Here is a 12998-nt window from a genome sequence, read left to right as displayed (position 1 = left end):
GGTGCGCAACGAGATGGCGGCGCGGGCGCCGACGGCCTGAGGTGCGGCGCGTGAGAGTATCGAAAGCGAACGTGACGGCAGAATGAAAGGCGCCGTCGAATCGGCGCTCGAATCGGTGCCGCCGGTCCCTGCGCCGTGTCGGAACGCATTGCGCCGCGATGCGGCGGCCCCGGCCCGGCATCCCGCCCGCGCCGACGCCGGCAATCCGGGCGCGCGTCGGCGCGCGGAAATCCTCACGTCGCGGCGCCGGACGGTTCGCTACAATGGCCGCTGTCATTCATTTGCAAACAAACCGCCCTTGGACTTCGAGACCCCTCCCGGCCTGTCGGTCGACGCCGGCGGCCAGGGCCAGACCGTGCGCCTGACCGGCCAGTGGACCGCGCTCGCCCTCGCCCGCAATCGCGGTGCGGTGGTGCGCCGCGCCGAGAGCGTCGCCACAGGCAGCGTGAGCGAATGGGACTTGTCCGGCATCGGGCGGCTCGACCACGTCGGCGGCCAGGCGCTGTGGCGCGTATGGGGCCGCAAGCTGCCGCCGGGCATCGCGCTCACGGCCACGCAGCGCACGATCTTCGAGCGCATCGAACGGCTCGACAGTCAGCGCGAGGCGCCCGAGCGCATCGTGCGCGTCGGGCCCGTCACGCGGCTCGGGCTGATGCTGTTCGCGTTCGCCGAGCATCTGCACGGCGGCATCGCGATGTTCGGCCGTGTGATCCTCGACGCGCTGTCGGTGCTGCGCCGCCCGCAGACGATGCCGTGGAAGGAAACGTCGGCGAACATCTACAGCGCGGGCGCGCAGGCGCTGCCGATCACGGCGCTTGTCGCGTTCCTGATCGGCATCGTGCTCAGCTATCTGTCCGCGCAGCAGTTGCAGATGTTCGGCGCGAACCGCTACATCGTGAACATCCTCGGCCTCGCGGTGATTCGCGAGCTCGGCCCGGTGCTGTCGGCGATTCTCGTCGCGGGCCGCTCGGGCTCGGCGATCACCGCGCAGATCGGCGTGATGCGCGTGACCGAGGAGCTCGACGCGATGCGCGTGATGGGCATTCCGCACGGGCTGCGGCTGATCCTGCCGCGCGTGCTCGCGCTCGGTGTCGCGATGCCGCTGCTCGTGATGTGGACCAACATCGTCGCGCTGACGGGCGGCGCGCTTGCCGCGAAGATGGTGCTCGGCATCGACGTGAACTACTTCGTGCGCTCGCTGCCGGGCGTCGTGCCGATCGCGAACCTGTATATCGGTCTCGGCAAGGGCGTCGTGTTCGGCATGCTGATCGCGCTCGTCGCGTGCCATTTCGGCTTCCGGATCAAGGCGAACTCGCAGAGCCTCGGCGAAGGCACGACGACCTCCGTGGTCACGTCGATCACGGTCGTGATCCTCGCGGACGCGGTGTTCGCGATCCTGTTCCAGAACGTGGGGCTCGGATGAGCGCATCGAACGAACCGGCTTCGCCTTCCGCCGTGGCCGACGCGCACGGCGATCGCGTGATCGAGGTGCGCAACCTGACCAAGCGCTACGGGCGCAACATCGTTCACCAGAGGCTCGACTTCGACGTGCGGCGCGGCGAGATCGTGTCGATCGTCGGCGGCTCGGGCTCCGGCAAGACGACGCTCGTGCGGCAGATCCTCGGCCTCGAGCGGCCGACGTCGGGCACGATCAAGGTGTTCGGCCAGGACACGTCGACGATCGACGCGGCGAGCGCGCGGCTGATGCGCACGCGTTCCGGCATGCTGTTCCAGCACGGCGCGCTGTTCTCGTCGATGACGGTGTTCGACAACGTCGCGCAGCCGCTGCGCGAGCTCGGCCGCGTACCGCCGGACTTGCTGCACGACATCGTGATGCTCAAGCTCGAGATGGTCGGGCTGCCGTGCAAGCACGCATCGAAGATGCCGGCGGCGCTGTCGGGCGGGATGGTCAAGCGCGTCGGCATCGCGCGCGCGATCGCGCTCGAGCCCGAGCTGCTGTTTCTCGACGAGCCGACGGCGGGCCTCGATCCGCAGGCGTCCGACGAATTCGTCGAGCTGATCGCGACGCTGCACCGCACGCTCGGGCTGACCGTCGTGATGGTCACGCACGATCTCGACACGATGGTCGCGCTGTCGACGCGCGTCGCGGTGCTGGCCGATCGCAAGGTGCTGGTCGCCGCGCCGGTCGAGGAGGCCGCCAACGTCGATCATCCGTTCATCCACGAATATTTCCTGGGGCTGCGCGGACGCCGCGCGCTGCAGGCCTTGCCGCCCGAGCGGCGCGCGAAGCTGCCGAAGGCGGCCCTCGAACCGGCGCTGTCGAGCGTCGAGCTGTAACGGAACCCGCAAGGAACCCGCGAATGGAAAACAAATCACATGCGTTCTGGGCCGGCCTGTTCACGATCCTGCTGACGCTCACGATCGTGGGGGCCGTGTTCTGGTTCAACGTCGACCGTACGGTACGCGTGCCGTACGACCTGATCGCGCGCACCAACGTGACGGGGCTGTTCCCGGACGCCGCCGTGCGCTTTCGCGGCCTCGACGTCGGCAAGGTGCAGTCGATCGGCTTCGACCGCTCGCATCCGGGGCAGATCCGGATCCGGATTCTCGTCGATCACGACGCGCCGATCACGCAGTCGACGTACGGCAGCCTCGGTTTTCAGGGCGTGACCGGCATCGCGTTCGTGCAGCTCGAGGACACGGGCCGCGATTTGTCGCCGCTGCCGTCGTCGCCGAAGGCGATCGCGCAGATTCCGATGCGCCCGAGCCTGTTCGACCAGCTTCAGTCGCGCGGCGACGTGCTGCTGCGGCAGCTCGAGCTCGCCGCGAAGAGCGTGAACGAGCTGATGTCGCCGGAGATGCGCGAGCAGCTGCGCGCGACCGCCGAAAGCCTGCAGCACGCGGCCGACGGCGTGACGACGCTGTCGAAGCAGCTCGGCCCGGCCGTGACCGCGCTGCCCGAGACGATGACCGAGGTGAACCGCACGATGGCGTCGGCGAACCGGCTGCTGCAGCCGAACGGGCCGCTCGTCGCGAACCTGAACAAGGCCGGCACGGCCGCCGAGCAGGTCGGTACCGCGCTGAACGACCTGAACGCGCGCGTGCAGTACGACACGCTGCCGCGCTTCAATGCGCTCGCGGGCAGCGTCGGCGATGCGTCGCGGCAATTCAAGGACGTCGCCGGTGAACTCGGCCGCAATCCGAGCAGTCTGCTGTTCGGTTCGCCCGGCCCCGCACCGGGCCCCGGCGAATCGGGCTTCGTGTGGCCCGGCGCGACCGCCGGCCATTGACGCGCGGCCGTGCCGCGCTTTGCAACCGACCATTCGATTGATGCAGGAATACGCCATGTCCCGACTCCTTGATCGCGCGCTGCGCCCGGCCGCGACCGCGCTCGCGGTGCTGACGCTCGTGCTCGCCGCCGGCTGCGCGGCCGACCGCGCGGCGCTGTCGAACATCCGCTACGACCTCGGGCCGGCCACGCCGGTCGGCTCGGTCGGCAGCGGTCCCGCGCTGAAGGTGCTCGACGTGTCGGCGCCCGAAGCGTTCGACTCCGACAAGTTCGTCTATCGCCTTGCCTACGCGGATGCGCAGCGCATGGCCGTCTATCGCGACAGCCGCTGGATCGCGCCGCCCGCGCAACTGCTCACGCAGCGGCTGCGCGGCGCGCTGTCCGCGCGCGGCGCGGTGCTCGAGGGCTCGGACGGCGTGCGTGCGCCGACGCTGAAGGTCGACCTGAGCGAGTTCGAGCAGGTGTTCGACGGACAGTCGCAGAGCCACGGCGCCGTCACCGCGCGCGCGACGCTGATGCAGGACGGCAAGGTGCTCGGCCAGCGCACGTTCGTCGCGCGCGCGCCGTCGAGCACGCCCGATGCGGCGGGCGGCGCGCGTGCGCTCGCCGCGGCGAGCGACGAACTCGTGTCGCAGATCGCCGCATGGGTCGGCGTGCAGGCCTACGCAGGCACGCCATGACGTGCGACGCGCGGCGGCGATGAACGCGCCCGGCACGCATCGCGCGTCGTCGCTCGCGCGGCAGGCGTTTGCCGCGTATGCGGCGCTCGTCGTCTACGCGTCGCTGTATCCGTTCGAAGGCTGGGTGTCGTTCGGCATCGGTCCGTTCGACTATCTGTTCGCGCCGATGCAGCGCTATGTGACCGCCTTCGACGTGGTCACCAACGTGCTCGGCTACATGCCGTTCGGCGCACTCGCGGTGCTCGCGCTGCATCCGCGGCATCGCGGCATCGTCGCGACGCTGATCGCGGGCGTGCTCGGCGTGCTGCTGTCGGGCGCGATGGAAGCGCTGCAAACCTATCTGCCGACGCGTGTCGCGTCGAATCTCGATCTCGGCGCCAATGCGCTCGGCGCGCTGCTCGGCGCGGCGCTCGTCGCGCCGGCCACGGGCGCGCTGCTCGACCGCGGCGCGTTGCGGCGGCTGCGCACCGCGTGGTTCGAGGCCGACGGCGCGACGCCGCTGCTGCTCGCCGCGGTGTGGCCGTTCGCGATCCTGTTTCCGTCGCCGTTCCTGTTCGGTATCGGCGACTGGCCGGCCGCGCTGTGGGCGCGTGCGGATGCATCGATGCAGGACGCGCTGCTCGCGTGGCTGCCCGCCGCGTGGCACGTCGGCGAATGGCCGGAGCGCGTCGACGGCTGGCTGTCCGATTCCGCGTGGGAGGCCGTGATCGGCGGGCTGATGCTGTTCGCCGCACTCGCCGTCGCATCGCTCGCGATGCGGGCGCAGGCGCCGCGGATCCGGCTGCTGGCTGCCTTCCTCGGCGCGGCGCTCGTGCTGAAGGCGGCCGCGACGTTCATGCAGTCGGCGACGGGGCTCGTCGTCGTCTGGGCGACGCCCGGCGCGCGGCTCGGCATCGAACTCGGCTTCGCGGCGGCGCTCGTCGCGCTGCGCGTGCCGGCGACGTGGCGCGCGGCGCTCGCGGCCGTTGCGCTGCTCGCAGGCATCGCGCTCGTCAACCTGCTGCCCGTCAATCCGTTCTTCGATTTCACGCTGTCCGGCTGGCGGCAGGGGCGCTACGTGCACTTCAACAGCCTCGCGCGCTGGCTCGCGTGGATCTGGCCGTACGCGGCGCTGATCTGGCTCGGCCAGCGCGTCGAGCGAGCGTGGCTGCCGGCCTTCGCGCGCCGGTGACGGGCGGCGGGGCGGGCAGCGGGGCGGGCAGCCTTCGCCGGTGACGGGCGGTGCGCGGGCAGTCGGGCGGACAGCGGTGCAGGCAGCGGCGCGCGCCGCTCGTTATAATCGTCCGCACCGTCCGAGCGCCGCGCAAACGGCGTTCCGCCCACCATCCGTCCGGCATCGCCGGGCCGCTCGTCGTCATCACCATGGATTCCTACTACCAGCACCACGTCTTCTTCTGCCTGAATCAGCGCGAGCCCGGCGCCGACCGCCCGAGCTGCGCGCAATGCGACGCGCAGACGATGCAGGAATACGCGAAAAAGCGCGTGAAGGAACTGGGCCTCGCCGGCGCCGGCAAGGTCCGCATCAACAAGGCCGGCTGCCTCGACCGCTGCGAGGAAGGGCCCGTGATGGTCGTGTATCCGGAAGGCACGTGGTACACGTACGTCGACAAGGCCGACATCGACGAGATCGTCGAATCGCATCTGCGCGACGGCAAGATCGTCGAGCGCCTGAAGATCTGAGCGGGCCGGCGTCATGAACGTACATACGCAGAAATCGCTGATCGCCGGCCCGATCGGGCAGATCGAAATCGCGGTCGACATGCCCGACGCGGTGCGCGAAGGCAGCGCCGCACCGCGCGGGATCGCGCTCGTCGCGCACCCGCATCCGCTGTTCGGCGGCACGATGGACAACAAGGTCGCGCAGACGCTCGCGCGCACGCTCGTGCAGCTCGACTATGTGGTCTACCGGTCGAACTTCCGCGGCGTCGGCGCGACCGAAGGCGTGCACGACAACGGCATCGGCGAGGCCGACGATCTGCTTGCGGTGGTCGCGCACATGCGCGCGCAGCCCGCGTATGCGGATCTGCCGCTCGTGCTCGCGGGCTTTTCGTTCGGCACCTTTGTGCTGTCGCATGTGGCGAAGCGGCTGCGCGACGCGGGCGAGGCGATCGAGCGGATGGTGTTCGTCGGCACGGCCGCGAGCCGCTGGCAAGTGGCCGACGTGCCGGAGAACACGCTCGTCATTCACGGCGAACTCGACGACACGGTGCCGATCGCGTCCGTGTACGACTGGGCGCGCCCGCAGGAGCTGCCGGTGGTCGTGATCCCGGGCGCCGAGCATTTCTTCCATCGCAAGCTGCATGTGCTGAAGCGCATCGTCATCGATGCGTGGCGGTAGACGGTATAGCGGCCTGCATTCGAAAGCGCGCCGTGCTTCGAGCGACATCGTGTCGCGCTCGAAGGCACGGCAGCCGAGCGAAGCGACGTGCCCGAGGCGGCGATTTCGTTCCTTTTTCGATCGCCGCTCCCTCTCTGTCGTGCCGTCCGTCATGCTCTATCTTCCGCTGCCGCGGTCCTGATGGGACAAGCTTCCGGCCGCTCGGATGCGCCTATAAAAACCTGTAAGCGCATTCACGGCGGCTTACTCGCGGGTCGGTCGAGTCGCGCTGCAAACGGCATCTCCGCCGAGTTGTCGCGCAACGCGGCCGCACGATGCCCGCCGACCGCATGCACGACCTTTCATCCTCCGCTTCGCGAAAACGCGTTTCGCGGCCACGTATAATGGCCGCATTTCGCGTCGCCCGCGGCCCGGTCGGGCGCATGCGGCGCTCGTTTCGCTGCCTGTCCGTCCGCTCGCGACGGCCGCGAACCGAACGCGTCCGCACGAGTCCAACCGGCGCGTTTCGCGTCGTCCGAGGTGTCGGGCGAGTGCCCGAAACGCCTGCCGCCTTGCCGTTCAACCGTGCGCGTTTCGCGCCGCACTTTCTGCCATCAGCCTGAATCGATCATGCGTCTGTCTTCCCAAGGCCTCAAGTCCCTCGCTTCTTCCATCGCCTTCGGCACCGCCGCGCGCAACGTCGCGCTCGGCGTGATGCTGCCCGTCGCGCTCGCGTCGACGATCGTCGTCGCCGAGGCGAAGCCGGCCGCCAAGGCCAAGGCCGCGCATGCGGCGCCGGCCGCCGCCGAGCAGTCGACCGGCGCACCGGCGACCTTCATGCCGGGCGCAGTGCCGCCGCCGGGCGTGAACGCGCGCTCGTGGGTGCTCGTCGACGCGACGAGCAACACGGTGCTCGCATCGGGCAATGCGGACGAGCGTGTGGAGCCGGCGTCGCTGACGAAGCTGATGACCGCGTACCTCGTGTTCGAGGCGCTCGACAAGAAGAAGATCTCGATGGAGCAGATCGTCACGCCGAGCGAGGCCGTGCGCCGTGTCGGCCGCGACGAGTCGCGGATGTTCATCGAGGCGAACAAGCCGGTGTCCGTGCACGACCTCGTATACGGGATGATCATCCAGTCGGGCAACGACGCGGCGATCGCGCTGGCCGAACTGGTCGGCGGCAGCGAAGCGCAGTTCGTCACGATGATGAACGACGAGGCGCAGCGCCTCGGCATGAAGGGCACGCACTTCGCCGACGTGAACGGCATGCCCGACCCGAACCACTACACGACGGCCGGCGACCTCGCGAAGCTGTCCGCGCACCTGATCCGCGATTTTCCGCAGTACTACGGCATCTTCTCGGAGAAGGAATTCAAGTACAACAACATCCGCCAGGGCAACCGCAACCGTCTGCTGTGGCTCGATCCGACCGTCGACGGCCTGAAGACCGGCCACACGCAGGCGGCCGGCTTCTGCCTGATCTCGTCGGCGAAGCGGCCGATTCCGGGCGCTTCGGACGCGCAGCGCCGTCTGGTCGCCGTGATGATGGGCGAGCCGAAGGAGAGCGACCGCACGCAGGACAGCATGAAGATGCTGAACTACGGCTATAGCGCGTTCGACGCGGTGCGCCTGTTCAAGGGCGGCCAGGCGATCTCGACGCCGCGCCTCTACAAGGGCAAGGAGAACACCGTGCAGGTCGGCGTCGCGAGCGACCAGTGGGTGACCGTGCCGCGCGGCCTCGGCGACAAGGTCAAGCCGGAAGTCGACGTCAACGCGCCGCTGATCGCGCCGCTCGCGCAAGGGCAGCAGGTCGGCACCGTGAAGGTCGTCGCCGACGGCAAGACGCTGTCCGAATTCCCGGTCGTCGCGCTGCAGGCCGTGCCGGAAGCGGGTATCTTCGGCCGTATCTGGGACTCGATCCTGCTGATGTTCAGCAAGAAGAAGTAACGCGCGGCGGGTCTTTCTTTCGACGACTTCATCCCCATCTGGTATAGCCATGAGCCCAACCGAATTCGAACCGATCGTCTATCTGAGCGTAGCGTCTCAAGAAGAAATGGTGCCGCTGTCGCAAGCGCGCGTGCCGGTGCTCGATCGCGGATTCATCTTCGGCGACGGCGTGTATGAAGTCGTCCCCGTCTATGCGCACGACGGCGCGCACGTGCCGTTCCGGATCGCACAGCATCTGGAGCGGCTCGAGCGCAGCCTGAAGAAGATCGGCATCGACAATCCGCACGATGCGGCCGGCTGGCGCGCGCTGATCGAGCGCGTCGTCGACGCGAATGCGCAGGCGCTCGGCGAGAGCCACGCGCTCGTGTACCTGCAGGTCACGCGCGGCGTCGCGAAGCGCGGCCATGCGTTTCCGGCCAACGCGGTGCCGACCGTATTCGCGATGACGAGCCCGCTGCGGCTGCCGTCCGCGGAGGAGCGCGCGAAGGGTGTGCGCTGCGTGACGGCCGAAGATCGGCGCTGGCTGCATTGCGACATCAAGTCGACGTCGCTGCTCGGCAACGTGCTGATGGCGCAGCATGCGGCCGAGCGCGACGCGTTCGAAACGGTGCAGCTGCGCGACGGCAATCTGACCGAAGGATCGTCGTCGAACGTCTGGGTCGTGAAGAACGGCGAGCTGTATGCGCCGCCGCGCAGCAACAAGATCCTCGAAGGGATCCGCTATGCGCTGCTCGAGGAGCTCGCCGACGAATGCGGCATCCGCTTCATCGCGCGCGAGATCAGCGAAAGCGAACTGCGCGCGGCGGACGAAATCCTGATTACATCGGCGACGAAGGAAGTGCTGCCGGTGACGTCGCTCGACGATCTGCCCGTACAGGGCGGCAAGCCGGGCCCGGTATTCGCGGCGTTGTACGACGCGTACCAGCGCGCGAAAGCGCGCGAGTTTGAACAGTTTGACCTTTCCCGGAGGAAGTGATGAGCGAACCGACCAAAACCGTCGAGGTGACCGGCGCGATCGAAACGCCGAAGGAGTCGCTGCTGGAGTTCCCGTGCGACTTCCCGATCAAGATCATGGGCAAGGCGCACCCCGAGTTCAAGGACACGATCTTCAAGGTCGTGAGCGTTCACGACAACGAGATCGACCTCGAGAAGATCGAGGAGCGCGCGTCGAGCGGCGGCAACTATACGGGGCTGACCGTCACGGTGCGCGCGACGAGCCAGGAACAGCTCGATAACATCTACCGCGCGCTGACCGGCCATCCGATGGTCAAGGTCGTGCTGTAACGGTCGTTGCCGCGTGCGTTTCGTCCTCCGTTCCGCCGGTGCCGGCGGAACGGGCGGCAATCCCCTTCCATCCCCCTTCTCGCGCACACTCCTGCGGACACTTGCCGGCCGCACGCCGCGCATCGAGTTCGTCGCAGAGCAGCTTGAACTGCGCGACTTCCTGAAGAATCCACGTCCTGAATGCCTGCACGCGCGGCGTGCCGAGCAGCGGCGGCGGGCACACGAAGAAGTAATGCCACGGGCTCGGCCCGTCGATGTCGAACAGCCGCACGAGCCGGCCGTCGAGCAGATCGTGCAGCGCGAGCGAGCGGCGCACGAGCGCGATGCCCTGACCCTCGATCGCGGCCTGCAGCAGATTCGACGAGTCCTGATAGAGAATGCCGCGCTTCGGTTCCGTCAGCGTATCGAGGCCCGCCGCGTCGAACCACGGGCGCCACAGCTCGTCGTCCGAGCGCAGCAGGTTGTAATGGACGAGATCGGCGGGCGTCTGCGGCAGCTTGCCGCCGTTCAGCGTCGGCGCGCACGCCGGAAAGAACGCCTCGTCGAGCAGCGGCTCGACATACAGCCCCGGATAACTGCCGAAGCCGAAGCGGATCGCGAGATCGACGTCGTCGCGCGCGAAGTCGGTCAGCGCATTCGTCGACTGCAGCTCGACGTCGATTTCCGGATGGCGTTCGATGAACGTGCCGATCCGCGGCGTGACGAAGCGCGCGGCGAACGACGACAGCATCGACACGACGAGCCGGCGATCGCGGTCGCTCGCGCGCACCTGGCGCGTCGCGTCGGCGAGCATCATCAGCGCGGTGCGGACCTGCTGCGCGTAGCGCATCCCGGCGTCGGTCAGGCACAGCCGCTTGCCGTTGCGCGTGAACAGCTTCACGCCGAGTTCGTCTTCGAGCGCGCGCACCTGATGGCTGACCGCGCCGTGCGTGACGAACAGTTCGTCGGCGGCGCGCGAGAAATTCTCGTGCCGGGCAGCGGCTTCGAACGCGCGAATCGCGTTCAGCGCGGGCAGCTGGCGCAGGTCCATTTGCTAATTTTCCTCACATCGACGTGAAAATTGGTCGTTTGGTCGGACGTGTCGCAATGACTACGATTGTAGCCATCGAAGCGTTTTTTGGCGGAGTCGATCATGCAAGAAATTTCCACAAGCGTCACGTTCGAGATTCCCCCCGGCGAAACGGTGCCGATGAAGGTGCAGCGCAGCACGCGGCTGACGGTCCAGTGCGGGCCGGTGTGGGCGACGCGCAGCAACGATGTCGACGACTACTTCCTCGTCGACGGCGAGACGCTGCGGCTGCGTCGCGGCGAGCGGCTGTGGCTCAGTGCGGAAGGCGGGCAGAGCGCGTGCGTCGCGTTCTCGGTGTCGCGGCCCGCGAAGGACGTCGCGCTCGGCGGACTCGCACGGCTGCGCGAACGCGTGAGCGCGCTGTTTCACGACGGCTGGCGAACCGTCTGACGCGCGCTTTCGTCGGACGGATCGCCGCGATCCGTCCCTTTCCGCGGCCGGCGAGACCCATGGGTTTTCGGTAAACTACCGCCCATGTCCGTCTCGCCGGTTGCCATTGTGTCCACGCCCGTCGCCGCTCCCGAATCGTCCGCCGCCCTCGCGGTCCCGCCGGTCGTCGTGCGCTGGCGCGGCGTCGAGCCGTACGAGACGAGCTTCGACGCGATGCGCGCATTCACCGACGCGCGCACGGCCGACACCGTCGACGAGATCTGGATCGTCGAACATCCGCCCGTCTACACGCTCGGCCAGGCCGGCGATCCGGCCCATCTGCTGGTGGCCGACGGCGGCATTCCGCTCGTGAAGGTCGACCGCGGCGGGCAAATCACCTATCACGGCCCCGGCCAGATCGTCGCCTACCTGCTGCTCGACTTGCGCCGCCGCAAGCTGATGGTGCGCACCTTGGTGACGAAGATCGAGGAGGCCGTGATCGAAACCCTCGCGGCGTATAATCTCGCTTCGGTCCGCAAGGCGGGCGCGCCGGGGATCTACGTGGCATCCGGCGTGCACGAGGGCGCGAAGATCGCCGCCCTCGGCCTGAAGATCCGCAACGGCTGCAGCTATCACGGGCTGAGCCTGAACGTGAAGATGGATCTGCGCCCGTTTCTCGCGATCAATCCGTGCGGCTATGCCGGACTGGAAACCGTCGACATGGCGAGCCTCGAGGTTGCCGCCGACTGGAACGACGTGGCCCGCACGCTGGTGCGGCGTCTGATCGCCAACCTCGACGGCGAATCCGCGGCCGCCGACACGCCGCACGCACTGGAACATTCGAATGACTGACGTTACCGCTTCTCCCGCACCGGCCGATTCGGCCGCGACCCCTGCGTACGACCCGACCGCCAAGCAGAAGGCGCAGGCGAAGACGGCGCGCATTCCGATCAAGGTCGTGCCGATCGAGAAGCTGAAGAAGCCCGAGTGGATCCGCGTGAAGGCGGCCACCGGCAGCTCGCGCTTCAACGAGATCAAGACGATCCTGCGCGAGCACAACCTGCACACCGTGTGCGAGGAAGCGAGCTGCCCGAACATCGGCGAATGCTTCGGCAAGGGCACCGCGACGTTCATGATCATGGGCGACAAGTGCACGCGCCGCTGCCCGTTCTGCGACGTCGGCCACGGCCGTCCCGATCCGCTTGACGCCGACGAACCGAAGAACCTCGCGCGCACGATCGCCGCGTTGAAGCTGAAGTACGTGGTGATCACGAGCGTCGACCGCGACGACCTGCGCGACGGCGGCGCGGCCCACTTCGTCGAGTGCATCCGCGAAGTGCGCGAGCAGTCGCCGGAAACGCGCATCGAAATCCTGACGCCGGACTTCCGCGGCCGCCTCGACCGCGCGCTGTCGATCCTGAACGCGGCGCCGCCCGACGTGATGAACCACAACCTCGAAACGGTGCCGCGCCTGTACAAGGAAGCGCGCCCCGGTTCGGACTATGCGCACTCGCTGAAGCTGCTGAAGGACTTCAAGGCGCTGCATCCGGACGTCGCGACGAAGTCGGGGCTGATGGTCGGCCTCGGCGAGACCGAAGAGGAAATCCTGCAGGTCATGCGCGATCTGCGCGCGCACGACGTCGACATGCTGACGATCGGCCAGTATCTGCAGCCGTCCGAGCACCACCTGCCGGTGCGGGCGTACGTGCATCCCGATACGTTCAAGATGTACGAGGAAGAGGCGTACAAGATGGGCTTCACGCACGCGGCCGTCGGCGCGATGGTGCGCTCGAGCTATCACGCCGATCTGCAGGCGCATGGGGCGGGGGTGGTTTGAGCGTCCGCGCTGCCTGTTCTGCATGAAGTCGTGCAACCGAAAAGCCCGCAGCGATGCGGGCTTTTTCATTGGTGCGGCCGCCAAGCGCGTATTCGCACGACAATCGCCATTCGACCGGACGCGCGATCCAATTCAGCGTGAAAAGCAAAGCTGAAGCGCCGTCGATAGCTTCGCAGGATAAGTTCGCTCCCACTGCGCGCAAACCTCCTATAGTCGGCTCTCCGCCGCAACACCCGCATTCCGAA

Annotated in this window: 14 protein-coding genes; 13 read left to right on the top strand and 1 reads right to left on the bottom strand. The window is 68.0% G+C overall.

All coding sequences use genetic code 11. The annotated features are described in order from the left end of the window. Positions 1 to 298: 298 nt before the first annotated feature. The 10 genes from ACSHSS_RS04365 (at position 299) to ACSHSS_RS04320 (ending at position 9478) form a co-directional block, all read left to right on the top strand. Positions 299 to 1423: an MlaE family ABC transporter permease gene (locus ACSHSS_RS04365; protein ID WP_012212635.1), complete on the top strand. Its 1125-nt coding sequence runs from the start codon at positions 299 to 301 to the stop codon at positions 1421 to 1423. Next, positions 1420 to 2298 carry an ABC transporter ATP-binding protein gene (locus ACSHSS_RS04360; protein WP_212160122.1) on the top strand — a complete coding sequence of 293 codons (879 nt, stop codon included), beginning with the start codon at positions 1420 to 1422 and terminating at the stop codon, positions 2296 to 2298. The genes ACSHSS_RS04365 and ACSHSS_RS04360 overlap by 4 nt, the downstream gene beginning before the upstream one ends. A 23-nt stretch (positions 2299 to 2321) precedes the next feature. Further along, a complete protein-coding gene (locus tag ACSHSS_RS04355) occupies positions 2322 to 3251 on the top strand; it encodes an MlaD family protein (RefSeq protein ID WP_212160116.1) in 930 nt (309 codons plus the stop codon). 40 nt (positions 3252 to 3291) lie between these two features. After that, a complete protein-coding gene (locus ACSHSS_RS04350) occupies positions 3292 to 3930 on the top strand; it encodes an ABC-type transport auxiliary lipoprotein family protein (RefSeq protein ID WP_404995736.1) in 639 nt (212 codons plus the stop codon). Between the two features lie 19 nt (positions 3931 to 3949). Further along, positions 3950 to 5101 carry a VanZ family protein gene (locus tag ACSHSS_RS04345; protein WP_212160112.1) on the top strand — a complete coding sequence of 384 codons (1152 nt, stop codon included), beginning with the start codon at positions 3950 to 3952 and terminating at the stop codon, positions 5099 to 5101. A gap of 191 nt (positions 5102 to 5292) precedes the next feature. Continuing rightward, the gene (locus ACSHSS_RS04340; protein WP_006407072.1) at positions 5293 to 5610 is read left to right on the top strand and encodes a (2Fe-2S) ferredoxin domain-containing protein; all 318 of its coding nucleotides are present in this window, start codon (positions 5293 to 5295) and stop codon (positions 5608 to 5610) included. Between the two features lie 13 nt (positions 5611 to 5623). After that, on the top strand, positions 5624 to 6268 hold the full coding sequence (locus ACSHSS_RS04335; protein WP_060042244.1) for an alpha/beta hydrolase: 645 nt from the start codon (positions 5624 to 5626) through the stop codon (positions 6266 to 6268). A 609-nt stretch (positions 6269 to 6877) separates the two neighbouring features. After that, the gene (locus tag ACSHSS_RS04330) at positions 6878 to 8194 is read left to right on the top strand and encodes a D-alanyl-D-alanine carboxypeptidase family protein (RefSeq protein WP_006407069.1); all 1317 of its coding nucleotides are present in this window, start codon (positions 6878 to 6880) and stop codon (positions 8192 to 8194) included. Positions 8195 to 8243: 49 nt separating this feature from the next. Further along, positions 8244 to 9170 (top strand): D-amino acid aminotransferase, encoded by a 927-nt coding sequence (locus ACSHSS_RS04325; RefSeq protein WP_212160108.1) that lies wholly within the window; start codon positions 8244 to 8246, stop codon positions 9168 to 9170. Beyond that, entirely contained in the window at positions 9170 to 9478 is a 309-nt protein-coding gene (locus ACSHSS_RS04320; protein WP_006398148.1) for an HP0495 family protein, read from the top strand. Before ACSHSS_RS04325 ends, ACSHSS_RS04320 begins: the two co-directional genes overlap by 1 nt. Here the strand turns inward: ACSHSS_RS04320 and ACSHSS_RS04315 are convergent. Further along, complete coding sequence (locus tag ACSHSS_RS04315; RefSeq protein WP_445544612.1) at positions 9462 to 10508, bottom strand: transcriptional regulator GcvA; 1047 nt, start codon at positions 10506 to 10508, stop codon at positions 9462 to 9464. The genes ACSHSS_RS04320 and ACSHSS_RS04315 overlap by 17 nt on opposite strands. 102 nt (positions 10509 to 10610) lie before the next feature. On the opposite strand from ACSHSS_RS04315, the gene ACSHSS_RS04310 reads away from it, so the two are divergent. The 3 genes from ACSHSS_RS04310 to lipA all read left to right on the top strand — a co-directional run bounded on the left by ACSHSS_RS04310 (position 10611) and on the right by lipA (position 12753). Continuing rightward, complete coding sequence (locus ACSHSS_RS04310; RefSeq protein ID WP_012212640.1) at positions 10611 to 10937, top strand: DUF2917 domain-containing protein; 327 nt, start codon at positions 10611 to 10613, stop codon at positions 10935 to 10937. A gap of 84 nt (positions 10938 to 11021) precedes the next feature. Further along, positions 11022 to 11768 carry a lipoyl(octanoyl) transferase LipB gene (gene lipB, locus ACSHSS_RS04305; protein ID WP_212160106.1) on the top strand — a complete coding sequence of 249 codons (747 nt, stop codon included), beginning with the start codon at positions 11022 to 11024 and terminating at the stop codon, positions 11766 to 11768. Beyond that, positions 11761 to 12753, top strand: coding sequence for a lipoyl synthase (lipA, locus tag ACSHSS_RS04300; protein ID WP_006407064.1), 993 nt, complete (start codon positions 11761 to 11763; stop codon positions 12751 to 12753). The genes lipB and lipA overlap by 8 nt, the downstream gene beginning before the upstream one ends. The last annotated feature ends 245 nt before the right edge of the window (positions 12754 to 12998 follow it).

The organism is Burkholderia sp. BC1 (genome assembly GCF_052683555.1).
The sequence above is the reverse complement of the archived record's forward strand: the minus strand, read 5'-3'. Positions and strand labels throughout refer to the sequence as shown.